At 67.7% G+C, this 20,409-nt stretch carries 23 protein-coding genes and 1 tRNA gene; 14 read left to right on the top strand and 10 right to left on the bottom strand.

The genetic code is table 11. The features are described from left to right. Positions 1-214 precede the first annotated feature (214 nt). On the top strand, positions 215-865 hold the full coding sequence (locus EV278_RS13355; protein ID WP_132092019.1) for a glutathione S-transferase family protein: 651 nt from the start codon (positions 215-217) through the stop codon (positions 863-865). Next, the gene (locus EV278_RS13360; protein WP_132092022.1) at positions 862-1,212 is read left to right on the top strand and encodes a DUF2200 domain-containing protein; all 351 of its coding nucleotides are present in this window, start codon (positions 862-864) and stop codon (positions 1,210-1,212) included. Before EV278_RS13355 ends, EV278_RS13360 begins: the two co-directional genes overlap by 4 nt. Before the next feature lie 6 nt (positions 1,213-1,218). Here EV278_RS13360 and upp read toward each other — a convergent pair whose 3' ends face one another. Continuing rightward, positions 1,219-1,848, bottom strand: coding sequence for a uracil phosphoribosyltransferase (upp, locus tag EV278_RS13365; RefSeq protein WP_132092025.1), 630 nt, complete (start codon positions 1,846-1,848; stop codon positions 1,219-1,221). Between the two features lie 91 nt (positions 1,849-1,939). Next, on the bottom strand, positions 1,940-2,566 hold the full coding sequence (locus EV278_RS13370) for a TetR/AcrR family transcriptional regulator (protein WP_132092028.1): 627 nt from the start codon (positions 2,564-2,566) through the stop codon (positions 1,940-1,942). A gap of 98 nt (positions 2,567-2,664) precedes the next feature. Between EV278_RS13370 and EV278_RS13375 the strand changes: the two genes are divergently transcribed. Genes EV278_RS13375 through EV278_RS13385 form a run of 3 tightly spaced genes read left to right on the top strand, consistent with a single transcriptional unit; the run spans position 2,665 to position 6,947 of the window. Then, positions 2,665-4,134: an efflux transporter outer membrane subunit gene (locus EV278_RS13375; RefSeq protein WP_165916635.1), complete on the top strand. Its 1,470-nt coding sequence runs from the start codon at positions 2,665-2,667 to the stop codon at positions 4,132-4,134. A gap of 55 nt (positions 4,135-4,189) precedes the next feature. Beyond that, positions 4,190-5,332, top strand: a complete 1,143-nt coding sequence (locus tag EV278_RS13380) for an HlyD family efflux transporter periplasmic adaptor subunit (protein WP_132092030.1) — start codon at positions 4,190-4,192, stop codon at positions 5,330-5,332. A gap of 31 nt (positions 5,333-5,363) precedes the next feature. After that, complete coding sequence (locus EV278_RS13385) at positions 5,364-6,947, top strand: DHA2 family efflux MFS transporter permease subunit (protein WP_132092032.1); 1,584 nt, start codon at positions 5,364-5,366, stop codon at positions 6,945-6,947. On the opposite strand, the gene EV278_RS13390 is transcribed toward EV278_RS13385, so the two are convergent. Further along, complete coding sequence (locus EV278_RS13390) at positions 6,944-8,959, bottom strand: transglycosylase domain-containing protein (protein ID WP_243692188.1); 2,016 nt, start codon at positions 8,957-8,959, stop codon at positions 6,944-6,946. The genes EV278_RS13385 and EV278_RS13390 overlap by 4 nt on opposite strands. A 190-nt stretch (positions 8,960-9,149) precedes the next feature. Here EV278_RS13390 and EV278_RS13395 point away from each other — a divergent pair, with 190 nt between their 5' ends. From EV278_RS13395 to EV278_RS24635, 3 genes are all read left to right on the top strand, one after another. Continuing rightward, positions 9,150-9,290 (top strand): GntR family transcriptional regulator, encoded by a 141-nt coding sequence (locus EV278_RS13395; RefSeq protein ID WP_243692189.1) that lies wholly within the window; start codon positions 9,150-9,152, stop codon positions 9,288-9,290. 32 nt (positions 9,291-9,322) lie between these two features. Beyond that, the gene (locus tag EV278_RS13400; RefSeq protein WP_132092038.1) at positions 9,323-10,276 is read left to right on the top strand and encodes a DUF4861 family protein; all 954 of its coding nucleotides are present in this window, start codon (positions 9,323-9,325) and stop codon (positions 10,274-10,276) included. A 110-nt stretch (positions 10,277-10,386) separates the two neighbouring features. After that, positions 10,387-10,509 (top strand): hypothetical protein, encoded by a 123-nt coding sequence (locus EV278_RS24635; RefSeq protein ID WP_279389376.1) that lies wholly within the window; start codon positions 10,387-10,389, stop codon positions 10,507-10,509. 129 nt (positions 10,510-10,638) lie between these two features. Here the strand turns inward: EV278_RS24635 and EV278_RS13405 are convergent, their stop codons facing one another. Further along, positions 10,639-11,376: a hypothetical protein gene (locus EV278_RS13405; RefSeq protein WP_132092041.1), complete on the bottom strand. Its 738-nt coding sequence runs from the start codon at positions 11,374-11,376 to the stop codon at positions 10,639-10,641. A gap of 778 nt (positions 11,377-12,154) precedes the next feature. On the opposite strand from EV278_RS13405, the gene EV278_RS13410 reads away from it, so the two are divergent. After that, positions 12,155-13,111: a DUF4238 domain-containing protein gene (locus EV278_RS13410; protein ID WP_165916636.1), complete on the top strand. Its 957-nt coding sequence runs from the start codon at positions 12,155-12,157 to the stop codon at positions 13,109-13,111. A 354-nt stretch (positions 13,112-13,465) separates the two neighbouring features. On the opposite strand, the gene EV278_RS13415 is transcribed toward EV278_RS13410, so the two are convergent. The 3 genes from EV278_RS13415 to EV278_RS13430 form a co-directional block, all read right to left on the bottom strand. Next, positions 13,466-13,550 (bottom strand) — tRNA-Leu (locus tag EV278_RS13415). Positions 13,551-13,651: 101 nt separating this feature from the next. Next, positions 13,652-14,161 carry a MarR family winged helix-turn-helix transcriptional regulator gene (locus EV278_RS13420; protein WP_132092047.1) on the bottom strand — a complete coding sequence of 170 codons (510 nt, stop codon included), beginning with the start codon at positions 14,159-14,161 and terminating at the stop codon, positions 13,652-13,654. A gap of 315 nt (positions 14,162-14,476) precedes the next feature. Further along, a complete protein-coding gene (locus EV278_RS13430; protein ID WP_132092146.1) occupies positions 14,477-14,722 on the bottom strand; it encodes a hypothetical protein in 246 nt (81 codons plus the stop codon). A 105-nt stretch (positions 14,723-14,827) separates the two neighbouring features. On the opposite strand from EV278_RS13430, the gene EV278_RS13435 reads away from it, so the two are divergent. After that, complete coding sequence (locus EV278_RS13435) at positions 14,828-15,010, top strand: DUF3606 domain-containing protein (protein ID WP_018112967.1); 183 nt, start codon at positions 14,828-14,830, stop codon at positions 15,008-15,010. A 135-nt stretch (positions 15,011-15,145) separates the two neighbouring features. Here the strand turns inward: EV278_RS13435 and EV278_RS13440 are convergent, their stop codons facing one another. Both EV278_RS13440 and EV278_RS13445 read right to left on the bottom strand, forming a co-directional pair. Beyond that, on the bottom strand, positions 15,146-15,568 hold the full coding sequence (locus tag EV278_RS13440) for a hypothetical protein (protein ID WP_132092054.1): 423 nt from the start codon (positions 15,566-15,568) through the stop codon (positions 15,146-15,148). A gap of 5 nt (positions 15,569-15,573) precedes the next feature. After that, positions 15,574-15,825: a DUF3297 family protein gene (locus EV278_RS13445; protein WP_018112969.1), complete on the bottom strand. Its 252-nt coding sequence runs from the start codon at positions 15,823-15,825 to the stop codon at positions 15,574-15,576. 157 nt (positions 15,826-15,982) lie between these two features. Here EV278_RS13445 and EV278_RS13450 point away from each other — a divergent pair, with 157 nt between their 5' ends. The 4 genes from EV278_RS13450 to EV278_RS13465 all read left to right on the top strand — a co-directional run bounded on the left by EV278_RS13450 (position 15,983) and on the right by EV278_RS13465 (position 19,601). Then, on the top strand, positions 15,983-16,588 hold the full coding sequence (locus EV278_RS13450; protein ID WP_132092057.1) for a YqaA family protein: 606 nt from the start codon (positions 15,983-15,985) through the stop codon (positions 16,586-16,588). After that, positions 16,585-17,157 carry a disulfide bond formation protein B gene (locus EV278_RS13455; RefSeq protein WP_132092060.1) on the top strand — a complete coding sequence of 191 codons (573 nt, stop codon included), beginning with the start codon at positions 16,585-16,587 and terminating at the stop codon, positions 17,155-17,157. The genes EV278_RS13450 and EV278_RS13455 overlap by 4 nt, the downstream gene beginning before the upstream one ends. Before the next feature lies 1 nt (position 17,158). Beyond that, positions 17,159-17,719: a demethoxyubiquinone hydroxylase family protein gene (locus EV278_RS13460; RefSeq protein WP_132092063.1), complete on the top strand. Its 561-nt coding sequence runs from the start codon at positions 17,159-17,161 to the stop codon at positions 17,717-17,719. 112 nt (positions 17,720-17,831) lie between these two features. Next, complete coding sequence (locus EV278_RS13465; RefSeq protein ID WP_132092066.1) at positions 17,832-19,601, top strand: M1 family metallopeptidase; 1,770 nt, start codon at positions 17,832-17,834, stop codon at positions 19,599-19,601. A gap of 33 nt (positions 19,602-19,634) precedes the next feature. Here the strand turns inward: EV278_RS13465 and EV278_RS13470 are convergent, their stop codons facing one another. Beyond that, positions 19,635-20,345, bottom strand: a complete 711-nt coding sequence (locus tag EV278_RS13470) for a LamG domain-containing protein (protein ID WP_243692190.1) — start codon at positions 20,343-20,345, stop codon at positions 19,635-19,637. Positions 20,346-20,409: the final 64 nt, after the last annotated feature.

Here is a 20,409-nt window from a genome sequence, read left to right on the forward strand (position 1 = left end):
GCCGTGCGTGCTCCTCGTCCTTCGACAAGCTCGGGATGAGGAGCATTTACAGGCCCGGTCGGTAGAAAACCTCATCCTGAGCCTGTCGAAGGACCAGGTTTTCGGTTCCAGAGCGAAATGTCGAGCCCTTCCAGGCCAACGAATTCCGCTTGCGCCTTGCCTTCGCGACACCTTCGCGCGACTGAATCGGGCCGCGCACAGAGGGGTCGCGGTCATGATCACCGTTTTCGGCGAGGGACGAGGCTTCCGGGTCGTCTGGCTGCTGGAAGAGATGGGGCTGCCCTATCGGCTGAGGCCGGTCGACCTGCTGGTCGGGGTCGAGAACGATCCGGTATTCCTGGCGATCAATCCCGCCGGCTTCATCCCGGCGCTCCAGGACGGCGACGTCACCCTGGTCGAGTCGATCGCGATCATGGAATATCTGATGGCCCGCCACGGACCGACGCCGCTGGCGCCCGAGCCCCGCGATCCGGCCTTCGCGGCCTACCAGCAGTTCCTGCACCTGGGCGAGGCGGGCCTGGCCGCGTCGATGTACTTCGTGGTGGTCAGCCGCAACCTCGCGCCCGAGGCCGAGCGCCGCAACTGGGGCGCGCGCAAGGCGCTGGAGGTGTTCGAAAGCCGGCTGGGCCTGGTGACCCGACAGCTGGCAAGCTCGCCCTACCTGGCGGGCGAGGCGTTCACGGCGGCCGACATCTCGGTGACCTACGCCCTGGAGTTCGCCCAGCGCGCCGGCGGCTACAGCCTCGGCGGGGTTGAGCAGGCCTATGTCGCCCGCACCACCGGCCGCGACGCCTACCGGCGCGCCATGGACGTCTGCCAGGCCACCAAGGCCTGGGCGGAAGCGGCGAAGGCGGCGGCCCGATGAGCGGACACCGGATCTACGCCACTTGCTTCGCCAGCGTCTATCCGCTCTACGTCGCCAAGGCGGAACGGAAGGGGCGCACCAAGGCCGAGGTCGACCAGATCATCCTCTGGCTGACCGGCTTCAGCCCGGAGGGGTTCGAGGCCCAGCTGGCCGAGAAGACCGACTTCCAGACCTTCTTCGCCCAGGCGCCCGCGCTGAACCCGGCCCGGAACCAGATCAAGGGCCTGGTCTGCGGCGTGCGCGTCGAGGAGGTCGCCGAGCCGCTGATGCGGGAGATCCGCTATCTGGACAAGCTGATCGACGAACTGGCCAAGGGCAAGGCGATGGACAAGATCCTGCGGGACTGACGGCCGTCAGCGCGTGCCGAAGGTCCGGTCGCCGGCGTCGCCGAGGCCCGGCACGATATAGCCGTGGTCGTTCAGCTGGGCGTCCACCGCGGCTGTCCAGATCGGCACGTCGGGATGGGCGGCGCGCAGGGTCTCCACGCCCTGGACCGAGGCCACCAGGCAGACGAAGCGCAGGTCGGCCACCCCCGACCGCTTGAGCAGGTTCAGGGCCGCCACGGCCGTGTGGCCGGTGGCCAGCATCGGGTCGACCACGATGACCAGCCGGTCGGCGATGTCCTCGGGGGTCTTGTAGTAGTACTCCACCGCCTCCAGCGAGGCCGGGTCGCGGAACAGGCCGATGTGCGCCACCCGGGCCGAGGGCACCAGATCCAGCATGCCCTCGGCCATGCCCAGGCCGGCGCGCAGGATCGGGGCGAAGACCAGCTTCTTGCCGGAAATCTCCTCAGCCGCCGTCGGGGCCACCGGGGTCTGGATCTCGACCGTATGGGTTGGCAGGGCGCGGGTGACCTCGTAGCACAGCAGGGTCGCGGTCTCGCGCATCAGGGCGCGGAAGGTCTTGGTCGAGGTCTCCCGGTCGCGCATCCGGGTCAGCTTGTGGCGGACCAAGGGGTGGTCGACGATGGTGACGCCTTGCATGGACGGGCCTTCCTCTCGCGGGGGCCGGACGGCGGCGCCCCTCTCGACGGACCAGTGCCGCCTCGCGGCCTCCGCGCCAAGCGAAAACCGCCTAGCGCTTCGCCCCATAGGCGGCGAGGAACACCCTGACGGCCGGCAACACCTCGCGGTCGATCTCCTCCGGCGTCGGCGCGTCCATGGCGTTGCACAGCCGCGCCTTCAGCAGGCGGTTCTGGCACAGGCCGATGAACTGCTGGGCGGCGTGGACCGGGTCGTCGATCTCCAGCTGGCCGCTGTCGACCGCCTTCTGCAGGGTCGCGCCCAGCAGTTTCGATCCGCTCCTGGGGCCCGCCTCGAAGAAGGCGTGGCCGATCTCGGGCGTGCGCTGGGCCTCGGCGACGATCACCCGGAAATTGGCCATGCTGAAGTCGCTCAGCACGATCGACAGATAGGTGCGCCCGACCTTGATCAGGGCCTCGCGGATGTCGCCCAGCTCGGACTCGATCTTGAACATGGCGTCGCGCTGCCAGGCGCAGTGGCGCACCACATAGGCGGCGAACAGCTGCTCCTTGTTCTTGAAATAGTTGTAGAGCGTGCCCTTGGAGCCGCCGAGGCGGGCGGCGATCGTCGACATGGACGCGTTGGCGTAGCCCTCCTCCAGGAAGACGTCGCTGGCGACGTCGAGGATGGCCTCGCGGCGGGCGTCTCGGTCGAGACGCGACTTCACGTCCTGCATCATTTGTTTTCCTTCGGGAGCCCCCTTGATCCCGTCAAGCTCGCGGTTATATCAGCGCCACTATGTGACCGTACAGTACGGTCAATTCAAGGTCAGCGCCGATGACTCCCAACGCCCTGGACAAGCTTTCCGCCTCCAAGTCGCCAGGATCCCGCGCGATCGGCGCCACGGTCTCGATCCTGCTGGCCGCCCTGCTGACCAGCGCCTGCGCGACGATGCCGGCCGCGACGCCGGCCCGGGTCGCCAAGGCCCCAGAGACCTACGCCACGACCCAGACCTTGGCTGCTTCCGAGGCCGCCGCCTGGCCGGCCGACGCCTGGTGGAAGGCCTACGGCGACGCCCAGCTGAACGCCCTGGTCGACGAGGCCCTGGCCGGCTCGCCCACCCTGGCCCAGGCCGAGGCCCGCCTGCGCCGCGCCCAGGCCCTGGCCAACCAGGCCAAGGCCGCCCAGTTGCCCAGCGTCGAGGCCAACGGCTCGGTCGAGCGGTCCAAGCAGAGCTACAACACCGGCATTCCCGCCCCCTTCGTGCCTCAGGGCTACAACGCCTATGGCCGGCTGAGCCTGGACTTCAGCTGGGAGCTGGACTTCTGGGGCAAGAACCGCGCGGCCGTCGCCGCCGCCACATCCGAGGCCCGGGCCGCCCAGGCCGACGCCGCCCAGGCCCGGCTGATGCTAGCCACCTCGGTGGCCGGCGCCTATGCCGACCTGGCGCGCCTCTATGCCGAGCGCGACGTGGCCGAGCGGTCGGTGGCCCTGCGCCAGGAGACCCTGACCCTGGTCAGCGACCGGGTGACCAACGGGCTCGACACGCGCGGCGAGCTGCGTCAGGCCGAGGCCGGTCCGCCCACCGCCCGCGCCGAGCTGGCCGCCCTGGACGAACAGATCGCCCAGACCCGCAACGGCCTGGCCGCCCTGCTGGGCGCCGGACCCGACCGCGGCCTGGCCATCGCCCGCCCCTCGGTGGCGGCCCTCAAGCCGTTCGGCCTGCCCGCCAACCTCGCCGCCGACCTGATCGGCCGCCGCCCCGACGTGGTCGCCGCCAAGTGGCGGGCCGAGGCCGCCAGCAAGCGGATCGGCCAGGCCAAGGCGGCCTTCTACCCGAACGTCAACCTGGCCGCCGCGATCGGCGTGCAGTCGCTGCACCTGGACAAGCTGTTCGACAGCGGCTCGGACATCGGCAGCGTCGGCCCCGCCGTCAGCCTGCCGATCTTCGAGGGCGGACGGCTGAAGGCCAATCTGCGGGCCGCCGAGGCGGACCGCGACGGCGCGGTGGCCGCCTACGACGCCGCCGTCACCCAGGCCCTGCGCGACGTGGCCGACGTCGCCGCCAGCGAGCGGGCCCTGAGCACCCGGCTCAGCGAAAGCCGCGCAGCCCTGGCCGCCAGCGAGGACGGCTTCCGCATCGCCAAGCTGCGCTACCAGGGCGGCCTGTCGACCTATCAGAACGTGCTGATCGCCGAACAGGCGGTGCTGTCCCAGCGCCGGATCGTCGCCGACCTGGAAAGCCGCGCCCTGACCCTGGACGTCGCCCTGGTGCGCGCCCTGGGCGGCGGCTTCGCCCCCGCCTGACCCCGTTCGAACCCGCTTTCCGCCCTTCGCTTTCGCGCCTCCAGGACCTCCCCCCATGGCCGACACCACCGCCTCCCCCACCCAATTCGGCGCCAAATCCGGCGTCAAACCGGCCGCCAGCCGTCGCCAGCTCCTGACCGGCCTCGCGGTCGTGGTCGTGGTCGGCGTGGCCGGCTGGGGCCTTTACCAGGTCCTCGTGGGCTCGCACCATGTCGAGACCGACAACGCCTATGTCGGGGCCGAGGTCGCCCAGGTGACGCCGCTGGTCAGCGGGCCGGTCGCCAAGGTGCTGGTCTCTGAGACCCAGACCGTGACCGCCGGCCAGTCGCTGGTGGTGATCGACGACGCCGACGCCCGGATCGCCGTCCTCGCCGCCCAGGCCGCCCTGGGCCAGGCGCAGCGCAAGGTGCAGGGCTATTTCGCCAGCGACGACGCCCTGGCCGGCCAGGTGGCGGCCCGCGACGCCGACATCGCCCGCGCCAACGCGGCGGTGACCGGCGCCCAGGCCAGCCTGGAGCAGGCCCGCGTCGAGCTCACGCGGCGCAAGGCCCTGGCCGACTCTGGCGCGGTCTCCGGCGAGGAGCTGACCACCGCCCAGAGCCAGTTCACCAACGCCCAGTCGGCCCTGGTCGAGGCCAAGGCGGCCCTGGCCCAGGCCAAGGCCACCCGCGCCGCCGCCGAGGGCAGCCGCGAGGTCAACACCGCCCTGATCTCCGGCCTGCCGGCCAGCAAGAACCCGGAAATCGCCGCCGCCGAAGCCCGCCTGGCCAGCGCCCAGCTGGCCTTGGACCGCACCGTGCTGCGCGCCCCGCTGGCCGGCGTGGTGTCCAAGAAGAACGTCCAGGTCGGCCAGCAGGTGCAGGTCGGCGCGCCGCTGATGGCCATCGTCCCGACGACCAGCGCCTATGTCGACGCCAACTTCAAGGAAGTGCAGCTGGACAAGGTGCGCGTCGGCCAGCCGGTGACCCTGACCTCCGACCTCTACGGCGGCGGCGTCAAGTTCCACGGCCGGGTGAAGGGCCTGTCGGGCGGCACCGGTTCGGCCTTCTCGCTGATCCCGGCCCAGAACGCCTCGGGCAACTGGATCAAGGTGGTGCAGCGCCTGCCCGTCCGCATCACCCTGGATCCGGCCGAACTGAAGGACCATCCGCTGCGCGTGGGCCTGTCGATGAAGGCCACCATCGACACCTCCAAATAGTCCGCGCTCAAGCCCTGCAAGGAAGCGTCGCATGGCCGACCAGGACTCCTCCCCCGCCGCCGCGTCGGCCCCGCCCCCGACGGCGGGACCCGCGTCGCTGACCGGCGTGACGCTGGGCGTGACCGCCATCGCCCTGGCGCTGGGCACCTTCATGCAGGTGCTGGACAGCACCATCGCCAACGTCTCGATCCCGACCATCGCCGGCAATCTGGGCGTCAGCACCAGCCAGGGCACCTGGGTGATCACCTCGTTCGCCGTGGCCAACGGCGTGTCGGTGCCCCTGACCGGCTGGCTGATGGGCCGCTACGGCGTGGTCAAGACCTTCGTGGCCTCGGTCCTGATGTTCACCATCGCCTCGTTCCTGTGCGGCGTGTCGTGGAACCTGCCGTCGCTGATCGTCTTCCGCATCCTGCAGGGCCTGGTCTCGGGCCCGATGATCCCCGGCTCGCAAGCCCTGCTGATCATGATCTTCCCGCCCAACAAGCGGGGCACGGCCCTGGCCATCTGGTCGATGACCACCCTGGTGGCGCCGATCTGCGGCCCGATCCTGGGGGGCTACATCTCCGACAACATCGCCTGGCCATGGATCTTCCTGATCAACGTGCCCATCGGCCTGATCTGCGCCTTCCTCTGCTGGCGGCCGCTGGCCAGCCGCGAGACACCCACCCGCAAGGTCCCGATCGACACCGCCGGCTTCATGCTGCTGCTGATCTGGGTCGGCGCGCTGCAGGTGATGCTGGACACCGGCAAGGAGGCCGACTGGTTCAACTCGCCGGCCATCGTGGTGGAAACCTTGGTGGCGATCATCGGCTTCATCGCCTGGGTCATCTGGGAGCTGGGCGAAAAGCACCCGATCGTCGACCTGTCACTGTTCAAGTCGCGTAACTTCGCCCTGGGCACAGTGGCCCTGTGCCTGGGCTATGCGGTGTTCTTCGGCAGCAATCTGCTGCAGCCGCTGTGGCTACAGACCCGCATGGGCTACATCGCCACCTGGGCCGGGCTGGTGGCCGCCCCCAGCGGCGTGGTCGCCGTGATTCTCACCCCGTTCGCCGCCCGCATCATGCAGAAGGTCGACGCCCGCTGGACCGCCACCCTGTCGATGCTGGCCTTCGCCCTGTCGTTCTACATGCGCTCCGGCTTCACGCCCGATGTCGATTTCAGATCGCTGGTCTGGCCGATGCTGGTCCAGGGGGTGGCGATGAGCACCTTCTTCATCTCGATGGTCACCATCTCGCTGAACGGCGTGCCGCCCCACCAGCTGCCGTCGGCTTCGGGCCTGTCGAACTTCTCGCGGATCACCGCCGGCAGCTTCGCCGCCTCCCTGACCACCACGGTCTGGGATCGCAGCGAGTCCTTGCACCAGACCCGGCTGGCCGAAACCATGGGCTCCAACGACCCGGCCTGGCTGGCGGCGATCGAGCGCATGCAGGCCGTGGGTCTCAGCCACGCCCAGGCGGTGGGCGCGGCGACCAGCCAGGTGGTCAACCAGGCCTATCTGCTGGCCACGCTGGACTTCTTCCGCGCCTCGGCCTGGCTGACGGTGCTGCTGATCCCCTGCATCTGGCTGACCAACAAGGCGATGAGCGGCGGCGGCGCACCGCCGCCGGCCGACTAGCCCGGCTGTCGTTCGGACGCCGGCGCCGCCGGCGCCGGTGGAGCGCTGATCACCGGAGCGGGCGGCGCCGCCGGCGCATCTGGCGCGGGCGGAACCGATCCCTCCGCCAGCGGAACCTCGCCGCCTTCGGGGACCGAGCCGTCGACCGGCGTCCCGTCGGGATTGAGCAGCGTCGGGTCCTCGGCGGCCGAGACCGCGTCGTCGTCCTCGGGTTCGGCGGCCCTGGGCGCGTCGCGATTGACCGCATAGGTGGCCACGCTCTTCCAGATCTTGGCCGGCAGGCCGCCGCCGACCACGCCGTTCATGGGCCTGTTGTCGTCGTTGCCGACCCAGACGCCGATCACCAGGTCGCCGACATAACCGACGAACAGGGCGTCGCGATAATCCTGGCTGGTGCCGGTCTTGCCGAACGCGCCGGGGATCGCCGCCTCGACGCCCGTGCCGCGCTGGGTGGCCGAGCGCAGCAGGTCGCGCATGCTGGCCAGTTCGGCCTTGGTCAGCGGATGGACGCCGGCGGGCTTCTTCCAGTCGGCCAGGCCGTGCGGGATCACCGGCGCCTCGCCGGCGTCGATCGCCGCATAGGCGGCCGTCAGCCGCACCAGGCTCATCGGCCCGGTGCCCAGGGCCAGGGTCAGGTCGTTGGGGATCGGATCGGTGACGCCCAGGTCGCGGGCGGTGCGGACGATCGCATCGCGGCCGATGTCATGCGCCAGCCGCACGGCCGCCACGTTGGACGAAGCGGCGAAGGCGGTGATCAGCGGCACCTCGCGGCCGGCGTACTTGCCCTCGTGGTTCTTGGGCGTCCAGCCGCTGACCTGCACCGGCGCGTCGAGGATCGGGCTGGTCGGGGTCATGCCCTGGCGGATCGCCGCCAGATAGACGAACAGCTTGAAGGCCGAGCCCGGCGGGCGCTGGGCGTCGGCGCGGTTGAACTGGCTGGCCTTGTAGTCGCGACCGCCGACCATGGCGACGATCCGGCCGTCGGTGCGCATGGCCACGATCGCGCCCTGGGTGACGTTCAGCGCCTTGCCGTCGCGAGCGATCGCCTGGTCGAGGATCTTCTCGGCCTGGGCCTGCAGCTTGGGGTCCAGCGTGGTGCGCACCACCGTCTCGCCATAGGTGTTCTCGAACACCGCCTTGGCCTGGGGGAACACCCAGTCGGCGAAATAGGAGCCGACCGGCAGCTTGGGGCGGCCCGTCTGGACATGGACCTGGGTCGCCGCGCGGTCGGCCTGGGCCTGGGTGATCACCCCGGTGTCGACCATCGCGCCCAGCACGGTCTTCATCCGCGTCCTGGCGCCGTCGAAGTTCTCGGTCGGGGCCCAGCGGGACGGCGCCTTGACCAGGCCCGCCAGCATGGCCGCCTCGCCGATCGACAGCTGCTGGGGCGTCTTGTCGAAATAGTGCCGCGACGCCGCGCCCAGGCCGAAGGTGCCGTCGCCGAAATAGACCGACGACAGGTAGCGCGACAGGATCTCGTCCTTGGACAGGCGGGCGTCCAGATAGAGGGCGATCAGCACCTCCTGGATCTTGCGCCGGAAGGTGCGCTTGTTGGACAGGAAGGCGTTCTTGGCCAACTGCTGGGTGATGGTCGAGCCGCCCTCCGACACCCCGCCGGCCTTGGCGTTGGCGCCCATGGCCCGCAGGATGGCCTTCGGATCCACGCCGATGTGCCTGTAGAAGCGCCGGTCCTCGATGGCGACGAAGGCTCCCGCGACGTAGGGCGGCAGCTTGGCGACGTCGACCGGCGCTTCCTTGTACGAGCCGCGGCGGGCGATCGGCGAGCCGTCGGCGGCCACGATCACCAGGGTGGGGTTGGCCAGGGGCTCCAGCGCCCGGCCCAGCGGCAGCGACCACAGCAGCGAGGCGACGACAGCGACCACGGCCAGCAAGACGGCCGCCGTCCCGCCGATCAGCCAGGGCCGCCGCTTCCAGATCGGCGGCTTGCCGCGCGGCGGCGCGGGTTTCGGCGTCGTCGGGTCGGCGGGGGCGAGGTCGGCGGCGTCGGACATTCGGGGTCGCACTCGTTCAGGCGCAAGTTCGCCAGGATCAGCGCGGCAATAGCACAGGCGATCCGTCCCGCGGCACGCCCCGCTCGCAAAAAAGTGGCCGCCCGTCGGCGCCCTGGCCGCGCCGGGCCGTCCGTGGACGACCGACGGCGGCGCTGGCGCCCCGCCTCCCGTCCCCGCTAGGATGCCCGACATGACCACCGGCGCGACCGATCCCCAGAAGCTCCACCAGCAGATCGCCCGAGCGATCGCCACGGCCATCGGCAACGGCCGCCACGCCCCCGGCGGCAAATTGCCGTCCGGGCGCGAGTTGGCCCGCCGCCCCCGGATCTGACCCATTTTCTCCAATCGCCACGAGCTCGCCCGATGACCAAGCCCCTGCTTCCCCTCGCCCTGGCCGCCGCGCTTCTCGGCCCGGTCCTGGCCGCGCCCCCGCCGGCCTCGGCCCAGGCCGCGCCGACGATGCCGCCGATCGTCGCGCCGCTGCCCAAACCTGACGCCGAGGGCCAGAAGCCGCGCGCCGTCGTGGTCTATGCCGACTATCGCTACGGCGACATCCTGTGGGAGAACGACCGCACCGCCCACCGCATCTACGGCCCGGCGCTGCAGGCGGCCGAACCGCCGTCGACCTCCGGCATCGACGCCTGGGGCAAGAACGTCCGCTGGCCGTTCATGGACCGCCAGCTGCGCACCGGCGACCAGCACTCGTTCCACGGCGAGGGCCTGGACTTCTACGACGTCAACACGTTCCGCGGGGCCGGCGGCCTGGGCGTGTGGCAGGACAACAAGCTGTGGACCTCGCGCAACTGGAAGTCCTACCAGATCCTGCAGACCGGCGGCGACGTCGCCCAGTTCAAGGTCGACTACGCGCCCTGGCCGGTCGACGTGGACCGCAAGGTCTGGGAGACCCGCACCTTCACCCTGCCGCTGGGCACGAATTTCACGCGGATGGTCTCGACGATCAGCTCCGACAAGCCCGGCCCGCTGGTGGTCGGCATCGGGATCAGCAAGCGCAAGCCCGCCCACGACGGCGCGGGCGGGGTGTTCACCAAGGACCTCGGCGCGGGCCGGGTGTCCTACTGGGAGCCGACCGATCCGGTGAAGGGCACGATGGCCATCGCCCTGATGGTCGATCCCAAGGCCCTGGTCGAGGTGCGCCAGGACGCCGACAACTACCTGGTCCTGGTCAAGGTCGAGCCCGGCAAGCCGTTCGTCTACTATATGGGCGCGGCCTGGGACAAAGGCCTGGACTTCCACGACCGGGCCAGCTGGGAGGCCTATGTCCGCTCGGCAAAGGCCGACTTCGACCCGGCGCACTGAGCTTCAGCGGAACCGCCGGCGGCCGATGAACGCTTCTCCAGGGGGCGTGAACAGGCGAAACGACCGTGGGCAAGCGATCACGAGCCATAGCGACGGCGGCCAAACGGCCGATGCACGCCTCCCTGTCGACCGCCGCCCTCGTCCTCGACTGGGCCACCCTGGCCGCCCTCGGCGCCGCGACGCTGGCCCTGATGGTCACGACGTGGCGACCACGCGGCGGGAAGGGTTCCTGAGTTCAAAGGAGTTGGTGCGGGCGGTCGGGGTCGAACCGACACTCCTTTCGGAACCGGATTTTAGTCCGGCTCCAGAACCCCGTAAAATCAGTTAGTTGGCTATGCTGCGCGTCCTTTGCGCACCAGCACTCAACTCACATAGTCAAGCAGCCCCGCCGAGTTTAGCTCTACAGTCCCACGCCATTCCCCAATACCCTGCAGCGCTCGTGAGCAGTGCACGGCGGAATCCAAGCGGGTGAGAAAGGCAGGGACCATGATCCGGAAAGGCGTGTTGGGATAGGGAGGTTTAACTTCGATTCCTGCCCAGACTGAGACGGGCATGCCGGCCTCGCTGTGGCCATGTAGGCCGACAGTTGCGCCGTCATCAAAGCCGATCACGGACCCATGCATTACTGAGACGGTGAAAGCCGACACCAAATCTTCAATGGCTACAAAGTCTTCAAGTTGGTGAGGTCGAATTATTTCACCTTCTACCAACATCACGCCCAAATCTCCTACAAGTCTTTCAGGCGTAAAAATCGGGCGCGCGGGTGCCTCCTTGATAAGCAGCGACAAAAGTTTCTGCTCTTTCTGATTTAGCTCCCGACGCCCGCCTTGTTGCTTTACCCCATAACGTTTCGACCTCATCCGACCTAACATCGAGGCCGCATTAGCTTTGTTGACGCCTACCTCGTCTAGAAGCGTCTGCTCATCATGGAGCCTTAACGAGGCTTGAGCTGCGATATCGACGACCGATAGGCCCTCTGAATCTCCAGACTGAAGAGCGGAGATGGCGCGCGTACACATTAACATAGCTCGGGCGTAGCGATGGGTCTCACCCCGGTCCCTCCGATCCCTGTGAGCAATAAAATCGCCGACTTCGGTCACCGAAACTCGCGCGTTCGGCTTATCTCTCTGGCTGAGAAAGATCGTTGATAAGTCGTGGAAACTACGGCTCCCCCTCAAAAGTCGTTCTGCTCTCCGCCGTAGATCGCTCTGAATTGCCGACATTCCCCCTCCTCGATCGCTGGCCGCCTATGGCACGGCTCTTCCACACGCTCAGCAAGCACTGAGAAGCGCGGCGCATTTCGCGCGGGGATGGGAGTCGCCCGGACCGCCAGCGCGCGCGCGATGTCGGTCAGCTTCGCCGACCGCTCATGCCGTTTAAACATAGTCCGATAGGCCTTCGCCAGAGTCACTGTTAAGCTAGAATGCACAACCGGCCGCCCTTGAGGGGCGCTTTCGGGAGCAATGGCCGATGACCGGGCCTGACATTGTGGGCGCAATCCTTATGCTGCCCGACGCATCCCCGACTGTTACCCCGTGGTAGTCATCAACCGAACTGGTCGCTGCGCTGCTGGGGTCGTTGATAGGCGGCTCCGTAACGCTTGCGGCGACTACATTGGCCAATAGACACACGCGCCTCCTGGCAGATCGGGCCAGGATCCAAGCTCAGTCCGACGCAGATGAGGCCGGTCTTTGGCGACTGTTTCACAACCTTGCGCAAGATCTACGGCCAAGTCTGCGGGGTGCAGCTCGGCTTGAACTACCAAATTAAGAAGGCCGAGCCACATGCCACCTTACCGTTGAAAGCGACGAAACACTTTCAATGGCGATTGCAGCGTCGTCTTGGGTCGCACTAAATAGCATAAGAACTAGGAAGAAAATGTCCAACCAAAGAACAAAAAATCAACACTACGTGCCGCGCCTTCACCTGAGAAAGTTCACGTCCGACGAAATCGGTGGCAAGGTATGGGTTTACGATATTGAAAAAGAAGAGTTCCGCACTTCTACGGTGGAAAACGTTGGATCGCAAACAAACTACTACTCTCTTAAGAGGGCGGACGGAACATATTATGATGATATCGATCACTGGCTAACTGACATTGAATCGGAGGCTGCTCCCATCTACGAACACCTTCTCCAAGGAAGAATGCCATTAGGGAAGGAACGCTTAACATTTTCGCTTTTTCTAGCTACTCAATTCTATAGGACGCCGCGACGCATAAACGCAGCGGCAGAGTTGATTGGGAGACAGATTAAATCCGCTGTCGACGGAATCCTGACTGGCGATGAAAAATACGCCGAAATCATCGCGGATCTTGAGAAAAATCCGTTGCCGAACATCGATATAGCAAAACTAAAACGTTATTCTGCGCAATCAAGGAACTATGAGCTTTCAATCAGTGCTAAAGTTGGATTGGAAATCCTCAAATTCAGCGAACAAATCGCACCACTAATCGCGCAGAAGCATTGGGAGGTCAGGCAGGCAATTGGCGGCCATTTTATTACCTCGGACTCGCCCGTCCATGCTGCGACACCACCTCGGCCACCCGGTGACGCTCGCCCGTTGAATTTTTCCGACCCATTCGTCCAGATTAGCTACCCGCTGTCGCCCACAAGGATGCTGTTCATCACTGGGGCGTCTGCTCCCTCGGGCTGGGTGCTCGCACATGAGATTGAGAATTTTAACCGCGCCCGTTCCTGGGACGCAACTCGACACATCATCTCGCACGTTCATGACGACCAGATCATGTCGAGGTCGAAGCTCGACGGCCATCGCCGCCTCCAGCTTCGGTCGCCGAAGATCAATCCTCAGGCAAAGGCCCGCGTCAGGCGATAAGTTTCTTTGATCCGTTTGGACGATCGTTGCCGGCGCCAGAGGTGCGACCTAGTTCGCATGGGCCGACCTTCAGGCGATCGAGACGGTCTACTCGATCGGCAACGCCGATCCCGGCGCGCCGGCCCGCGAGTTGCTGATCTCCCGAGGCATCAACCTCGCGGCGGCGACGCCTCAGGCGATGTTGCGCTCGACGCAGAACAGAGTCGGAACTTTTGTGCGCTCTCCGTGCGCTCGGCGCTCGTGGTCATTTTGGCAAAAGCTGAGAAAACTGAACAAAATCAACGCAAGGCTGGCGAACGCACAAAACCGCCCCGATGGGGCAGTTTCACGGTGCTAAGCCACTGAATTTGCAGTTGGTGCGGGCGGTCGGGGTCGAACCGACACTCCTTTCGGAACCGGATTTTGAGTCCGGCGCGTCTACCAGTTTCACCACGCCCGCGCTTCGCGGCGACGCAAGGTCGGCGAAGGAGGGGTTGTCTAGCAAACGCCCGCGGGAAGTTCCAGCGTCGCTTTTCGCCAAACCTGCCAGGCGAAGACGCCTTAAGCCCCCGGCGCGGTGTCGGCGCCGTAGAGCGTGCCCGCCGCCGACTCCAGCTGGCCCAGCAGGCGCTTGAGGGTCGCCACTTCGCTGGGGGCCAGGCCGGCCAGCAGGGCCGCCTCGTAGGCGCGGGCCAGGGGCACGATCTCGGCGAACAGGCGGCGGCCGGCGGCGGTCAGTTCCAGGCTGTGCGAGCGGCGGTCGACGCGGTTGCTCAGGCGCACGGCCAGGCGGCGCTCGACCAGGTCCTGGGCGGCGCGGCTGACGCGCACCTTGTCCATGGCGGTGCGCACGACGGCGGCCTGCTGGGTCAGCGGCCCCTCGGCCAGCACCGACATCAGCCGCCACTGCGGGATGCTGAGGCCGAACCGGTCCTCGTAGGCGCGGGACACCAGCCGCGTCACGGCATTGGCGGCGACGACCAGCTGGTAGGGCAGATAATCGGCCAGCGAGACGTGCTCGGGGGCGCCTTCGGGGGGAATCTGAGTCATGAGTGAGACCGTCGCGGCCATGGCCTTCCTTTCGTCCTCCTTACGCCCGCGACTCTGGCGGTCGCTCGCGTCGACAAGGCTCGATCTGGCGCGGCCCGTCGGCCCCGCTCAATCACGGCCAAGCCTGAGGCCAGGAAAGCGGGCGTTTCGCCCGGTGGTTGTGCATCCAGGCCTCCGGACGCCCAGCGAAGGGGCGCCGCCGGAAAGTCTCGCGGCGTCGAAGTTCGTCGCAACAATCGCCCCGCCTCCAGAGGTCAAAAAATTTCACTGCTCCCATGCGGACTTGGCGAGAATTGTCCTTGTGGTCAAGAACCTTCGGCGCTTCGTGCGACCAGGTTATCCGAGTCGGCGGGAAATCACGCCGCGGGCCCGGCCGCCCTGGTCGTAGCGGCTGGGGCCGCCGTAGACGGCCACCTCGCACAGGATGTCGCCGCCGGGCTGGTCGGCCCAGAGATAACTTCGTTCCACTTCCACGTTGCGCCCGGCCGGCGAGATGCCCTCGAAGGTGTCGCCCCAGGGAATCACCTTGTTCAGGTCGCGCCAGGTCAGGGTCATGGCGCGCGCCAGCTCGTCCTGGGCCATGGCTTCGAGGTCGGGATCGCTCATCAGGGTCTTTCCAAGGTCAGTCGTCGCCTCGACAACGTCCGCCGCGCGCGATAGGCCCGCAAGAGAACGTAGGAGGCGACGATGGGTGCTCCCAAGGGCAAGCGGGACTTCCGCGACGAGGATCGCCTGGATCCGCGCGAACGCCATCAGGTCGAATACTGGATGAAGCGCTGGGGCGTGACCAAGGACCAGCTGGTCGCCGCCCACCGCAAGGTCGGCAATTCGATCAAGGACATCGGCGCCGAGCTGGGGAAGAAGCGCTAGGCGCCGTGCGTCCTTCGAGGCTCGCCTACGGCTCGCACCTCAGGATGAGGACTTTACAGCCAAAACGCTCCTCATCCTGAGGCGCCCGCCCCCTCTTGGCTTGAAGAAGGGCGGGCCTCGAAGGACGCACGGGACCTACCGCTTGTCCCGCCGGAACTTGGCCGCCTCGGCGGCCAGGGACGAGGCCCCGGGATCGAAATCCTCCGGCTCGGGCTCGAACGGCAGATGGCCGGCGACGCCGCGCAGGGCCAACCACAGCGGATGGCTGAAATGGCCCAGGATCCGCAGCGGCCGACGCTTGTCGTCGGTGACGTCCCAGCCTTCCCGCTCGAACGCCTCGGCCTGCTCGCGCATCGATTTCACGTCGATCCCGTCCCAGCCCGGCGGATCGGCGACCAGGGCGGCCTCGTCGGCGGTGAGGCCGAAGGTGTCGCGCGCCAGCTGGTCGATCTCCGGGAACTGGGCCCGCGCCTCCGGATCGGCGAACGACGGCTTCATCAGCGCCCGGGTCTCCAGGTCGGCGAAGCCGGGCAGGTCGATCAGGCGGCGCGGGGCCATCGGGCTCAGCCTTCGGCGTTGTCGTTGCGGAAGTAGGGCTTGACCTCGCCCTGCAGCTTGATGGTCATCGGGTTGCCCTTGCGGTCGACGGCCTTGCCGGCGGTGACGCGGATCCAGCCCTCGCTGACGCAGTACTCGTCGACATTGGTCTTCTCGACGCCGTTGAACACGATGCCCACGCCGCGCTCGAGGATCTCGGCGTCGTAGTGCGGACTGGAGGGGTTGGAGGCCAGGCGGTCGGGAGGCGTGTCGCTCATGGGATCGTCTTTCGAAATTTGGACGGGCAAAGCCATCGAACGCGCGTGATAGCCACCCAAGCCCGCAATTCCAATAGGATTGCACGCGATCGCATCATGCGCCGCGACAACGTCATGGTCGCCTGCTAGCTACGGCCGTCCTCATTTCGGAGTCCGCATGCTGCGTCGCCTCTACGACTGGGTCATGGGCCTGGCCGCCTCCCGTCACGCCCCGGCCAGCCTGTTCGCCATCTCGTTCGCCGAGAGCTCGTTCTTCCCCGTGCCGCCCGACGTGATGCTGGCGCCCATGGTGCTGGCCAAGCCGGACAAGGCCTGGCGCTACGCCGCCCTCTGCACCCTGGCGTCGGTTCTCGGCGGGATCCTGGGCTACGGCATCGGCTTCTTCTTCCACGACGCGGCGCAGAAGCTGCTGGCGGTGCTGGGCAAGCCGACAGCCCTGGCCGACGCGGAATGCTGGTACCGCCAGTGGGGCTCGTGGGTGATCATCGCCAAGGGCTTCACCCCCATCCCGTTCAAGCTGGTGACCATCACCTCGGGCCTGCTGCAGTTCAGCTTCCCGATCTTCATCGCCGCCTGCGTGGTCACCCGCGCCGCCCGTTTCTTCCTGGTGGCCTTCGTGGTCAAGAAGTTCGGCCCGGCCATGATGCCGGTGATCGAGCGGCGCCTGGCCCTGTTCGCCGGCATCCTGATCGCCCTGCTTGTCATCGGCCTCACGGCGAGCCACTTCTTGGGGGGAAGCGGCGGTGGAGCGTGCGCGGGATGACGATCGAACACACCAGCGAAGCCGGCGCGGCGGGCGCCCTGGCCCCCAATCGCTCGCCGATCGGCTGGGCCGCCGACCACTGGCCGCTGCTGGCCTTCATCGCCTGCGCCGCCATGCTGGGCGCCGCCCACGCCTTCGAGACCTTCGGCAAGCTGGCCCCCTGCCTGCTGTGCCTGAAGCAGCGCGAAGCCTACTGGGTCACCGGGGCGGTGGCGCTGGTGACGATCCTCCTCAGCCGCACCGCCTGGGTCGACAAGGTGCGGCGGCCGCTGATCCTGCTGATCGGCCTGGGCTTCCTCTATGGCGCGGGCCTGGCGGTCTATCATGCCGGCGCCGAGTGGAAGTGGTGGCCCGGGCCCGCCGCCTGCGCGGCCGGCGGCGCGGCCTCGGCCGACGATCTGGTGGCCATGCTGAAGGGCGCCAAGATCGCCGCCCCGTCCTGCGACAAGGCCGTCTGGATCTTCCTGGGCCTGTCGATGGCCGGCTGGAACGCCCTGATCTCCCTGGGCCTGGCCGCCGCCTCGTTCTTCGCCTGCCTGCGCCCCCAGGCCGCGCCCAAGGCGGCTTGAAATGAGCCAGCCCGTCCCTCCCCGTCCGGGCGCCGGCGCCCAGAAGGCGCGCCTGGCCGAGATCCTTAGGGTCGACCAGGCCGGCGAGCTGGCGGCCGTCCATATCTATCGCGGCCAGCAGGCGGTGATGCGCAACGCGCCCGGACGAGAACGGATCGCCGGCCAACTGCAGGAAATGGAGGGCCACGAGCAGGTCCACCTGAGCCGCTTCAACGACCTGCTGGGCGAGCGCCGGGTGCGGCCCACCCTGATGTCGCCGGTCTGGCGCGCCGCCGCCTTCGCCCTGGGCGCGGGCACGGCCCTGCTGGGCGACAAGGCCGCCCACGCCTGCACTGAGGCGGTGGAGACGGTGATCGAGCAGCACTATGCCGGCCAGATCGCCGAACTGGAGGCGCGCGATCCCTCGCTGGCCGCCGAGCTCAGCCAGTTCCGCGACGACGAGCTGCATCACAAGGACATCGCCGTCGGCGAAGGGGCCCTGGAGGCGCCGGCCTATCCGCTGCTGTCGGCGGTGATCCGCGCCGGCTGCCGCGCGGCGATCAAGATCAGCGAAAAGATCTGATCAACGTTTGCTGTAACGCCGAAAGAACCATCCCCGAAACTTCCGGCTTGGCGACCTGCGTGGCCGCGCTTACCCATGTCGCCGAAAGTTCGCGTCGCGAGGGGAGTTTGCTTTGCCTATCCAGTTTCACCGCCGGGCCGCGGCCCTGTGCGCCGTCTCGCTGCTGGCCCTGACCGGCGCCGCTCAGGCCGCGCCCGCCGCCAAGCCGGCCCCGACCACGGCCCTGACCCTGAGCACCGGCGGCCAGATGCCGGCCGAGGAAGCGGCGGTGACGATCGAGCATGTCGACCTGAAGCTGAAGATCCTTCCCGAGCGCAAGGCGATCGAAGGCGACGCCACCCTGACCCTGGCGGCCAAGAGCGCCCTGCCCCGCATCGTTCTGGATTTCGACAGGAACTTCGCGGTCAGCGCCCTGATCGTCGACGGCAAGACCCTGCCGGTCTCGGCCTGGACCAATCCCGAGGGCCGCCTGACCATCACCCCGCCCGCCCCGATCGCCGCCGGGGCCAGGACGGTGGTCCAGATCCGCTACGCCGGCCAGCCGCACGAGGCCGAGAAGGCGCCGTGGGACGGCGGCTTCGTCTGGAAAACCGCCCCGACCGGAGAGCCCTGGATCGCCAGCGCCGTGCAGGGCGACGGCTGCGACCTGTTCTGGCCGTGCATCGACTTCCCGACCGGCGAGCCGCTGCTGGTCGACTTCTACGTCACCGTCCCCGCCCCCCTGTCGGCCCCGGCCGGCGGCGTGCTGGTGGGCGTCACGGAAAAGGACGGCTGGCGCACCTTCCACTGGCGCCAGAAGCAGCCCGACACCTACGCCATCGCCGTCAATGTCGGCCCCTATGTGAAGTTGGAGGACACCTACAAGAGCCGGTTCGGCGACAGCTTCCCGATCGAATACTGGTACCTGAAGAGCGACGATCCGGCCAAGGCCAGGGCCCTGTTCGCCGAGTTCCCGACCACCCTGGACTTCTTCGAACAGATGATCGGCCCCTACCCGTTCCGCTCGGAAAAGCTGGGGGTGGTGGAGACGCCGCACCTGGGCATGGAACACCAGACGATGAACGCCTACGGCAACGAGTACAAAAAGGACGTCTACGGCTACGACTGGCTGTTCCAGCACGAGCTGTCGCACGAGTGGTTCGGCAACCAGGTGACCAATGTCGACTGGGACGACATGTGGATCCACGAGGGCCTGGGCAGCTACATGCAACCCCTGTTCTCGCAATGGCTGCACGGCGACATGGAGTACATGACCCGCCTGAACGCCCAGCGGGTGGGCAGCAAGAACCAGTTCCCGATCGTCGCCGACAAGGTGATGACCGAGGATCAGGTCTACAAGCCCGAGGGCGGGCCGGCGAACGACATCTACGCCAAGGGTTCGAACGTCATGCACACCCTGCGCGCCACGATCGGCGACGCGGCCTTCTTCAAGGCGGTGCGCATCCTGGTCTATGGCCGCCCCGACCCCAAGCCCGGCAACTTCGCACCGCGCTACGCCACGACCCGGGACTTCATCAAGATCGTCAACGACGTGACGGGGAAGGACTACCAGTGGTTCTTCGACGCCTATTTCTACCAGGCCAAGCTGCCGGAACTGCGGACAGCGCGCGATGGCGACGACCTGGTGCTGAGCTGGAAGACGCCCTCGGGCAAGGCCTTCCCGATGCCGGTCGAGGTCAAGGTCGGCGACAAGATCGTCACGGCGCCGATGACCGACAACACCGGCCGCATCAAGGTGGGCGACGCCGTGCCGGTGATCGTCGACCCGGCCTCCAAGATCCTGCGCCGCCAGCCCTATCTGGAAGAGTACGCCGCCTGGAAGAAGGCGGCGGACGAGGCGGTCAAGGCGGCTGAAACCGCCAAGCCGGCCAAGCAGAAGTAGACGCCGGCGCCGGGCCGGTTCTGAACGCGACCTCTACGCCCCCGCCGGCAGCTTCAGGAACGCCTCCGGCTTGAGCGCGACTGGGGTGAAGCGGGCCTGGCGGATCGCGCCCTTGAAGTAGTCGACCCGGTTCATCCGCACGCCCACCGAGGCCCGCCCGGGGCCTTGCGGGGTGAAGGCGATCTTCGCCTCGCCCTGCAGCTGGCCGTCGGCATAGGCGCGATAGGTCTCGCCGTCATAGGTCTGGGCCACGTGACGCCAGCGGCCGACGGGGAACAGCTTGTCGGGAGCGACCAGGGTCTGCTTGTAGCCCGGCCCGTTGACGAAGGCGTCCAGGTACCATTGGTCCCCGACCACCCGTAGCTCGAACAGCATCCGGGTGTTGGACGGCGTGGCGGGCGCGGGGACCGGCTCGTCGGAGGCCAGGTGGAACCAGCGCTGGGCGAAGGCGCCGCCGTCCGGCCGGATAAGAGCCTCGAAGGTGAAGGTGGCCGCGCCGGCCAGGGGATGGCGGTCGAAGAACAGGGCGTCGTCGACGCCGTCGAACAGCACCGCCTTGCCCAGCGGCGTGTCGATCACGGTCGGCGCGCCCTCGACATGAGTGACCTCGCCGCCGATGCGGTCCAGCCGGTCGAAGGTCCAGACGACGCAGCCCGCCTTGGCGGCCGCCAAGGCCGGGCCGGCGGCCAGGCTGGCGGCGGCGCCGAGCAGAAGGTCGCGGCGGATCATCGCGTTGCCGGCCATCTTAGAATCCCGTCCTGCCGTCGAGCACCATCGGGATCGTATAGGCCCGCGCCCGCGTCGCTGT

This window comes from Caulobacter sp. BK020, assembly GCF_004342605.1.
In the GTDB taxonomy this organism is placed as follows: domain Bacteria; phylum Pseudomonadota; class Alphaproteobacteria; order Caulobacterales; family Caulobacteraceae; genus Caulobacter.

Coding starts and splice junctions, on each gene's coding strand:
- EV278_RS13355 (WP_132092019.1), top strand. CDS start 215: ATGATCACCGTTTTCGGCGAGGGACGAGGCTTCCGGGTCGTCTGGCTG.
- EV278_RS13360 (WP_132092022.1), top strand. CDS start 862: ATGAGCGGACACCGGATCTACGCCACTTGCTTCGCCAGCGTCTATCCG.
- upp (WP_132092025.1), bottom strand. CDS start 1,848: ATGCAAGGCGTCACCATCGTCGACCACCCCTTGGTCCGCCACAAGCTG.
- EV278_RS13370 (WP_132092028.1), bottom strand. CDS start 2,566: ATGATGCAGGACGTGAAGTCGCGTCTCGACCGAGACGCCCGCCGCGAG.
- EV278_RS13375 (WP_165916635.1), top strand. CDS start 2,665: ATGACTCCCAACGCCCTGGACAAGCTTTCCGCCTCCAAGTCGCCAGGA.
- EV278_RS13380 (WP_132092030.1), top strand. CDS start 4,190: ATGGCCGACACCACCGCCTCCCCCACCCAATTCGGCGCCAAATCCGGC.
- EV278_RS13385 (WP_132092032.1), top strand. CDS start 5,364: ATGGCCGACCAGGACTCCTCCCCCGCCGCCGCGTCGGCCCCGCCCCCG.
- EV278_RS13390 (WP_243692188.1), bottom strand. CDS start 8,959: ATGTCCGACGCCGCCGACCTCGCCCCCGCCGACCCGACGACGCCGAAA.
- EV278_RS13395 (WP_243692189.1), top strand. CDS start 9,150: ATGACCACCGGCGCGACCGATCCCCAGAAGCTCCACCAGCAGATCGCC.
- EV278_RS13400 (WP_132092038.1), top strand. CDS start 9,323: ATGACCAAGCCCCTGCTTCCCCTCGCCCTGGCCGCCGCGCTTCTCGGC.
- EV278_RS24635 (WP_279389376.1), top strand. CDS start 10,387: ATGCACGCCTCCCTGTCGACCGCCGCCCTCGTCCTCGACTGGGCCACC.
- EV278_RS13410 (WP_165916636.1), top strand. CDS start 12,155: ATGTCCAACCAAAGAACAAAAAATCAACACTACGTGCCGCGCCTTCAC.
- EV278_RS13420 (WP_132092047.1), bottom strand. CDS start 14,161: ATGGCCGCGACGGTCTCACTCATGACTCAGATTCCCCCCGAAGGCGCC.
- EV278_RS13430 (WP_132092146.1), bottom strand. CDS start 14,722: ATGGCCCAGGACGAGCTGGCGCGCGCCATGACCCTGACCTGGCGCGAC.
- EV278_RS13435 (WP_018112967.1), top strand. CDS start 14,828: ATGGGTGCTCCCAAGGGCAAGCGGGACTTCCGCGACGAGGATCGCCTG.
- EV278_RS13440 (WP_132092054.1), bottom strand. CDS start 15,568: ATGGCCCCGCGCCGCCTGATCGACCTGCCCGGCTTCGCCGACCTGGAG.
- EV278_RS13445 (WP_018112969.1), bottom strand. CDS start 15,825: ATGAGCGACACGCCTCCCGACCGCCTGGCCTCCAACCCCTCCAGTCCG.
- EV278_RS13450 (WP_132092057.1), top strand. CDS start 15,983: ATGCTGCGTCGCCTCTACGACTGGGTCATGGGCCTGGCCGCCTCCCGT.
- EV278_RS13455 (WP_132092060.1), top strand. CDS start 16,585: ATGACGATCGAACACACCAGCGAAGCCGGCGCGGCGGGCGCCCTGGCC.
- EV278_RS13460 (WP_132092063.1), top strand. CDS start 17,159: ATGAGCCAGCCCGTCCCTCCCCGTCCGGGCGCCGGCGCCCAGAAGGCG.
- EV278_RS13470 (WP_243692190.1), bottom strand. CDS start 20,345: ATGGCCGGCAACGCGATGATCCGCCGCGACCTTCTGCTCGGCGCCGCC.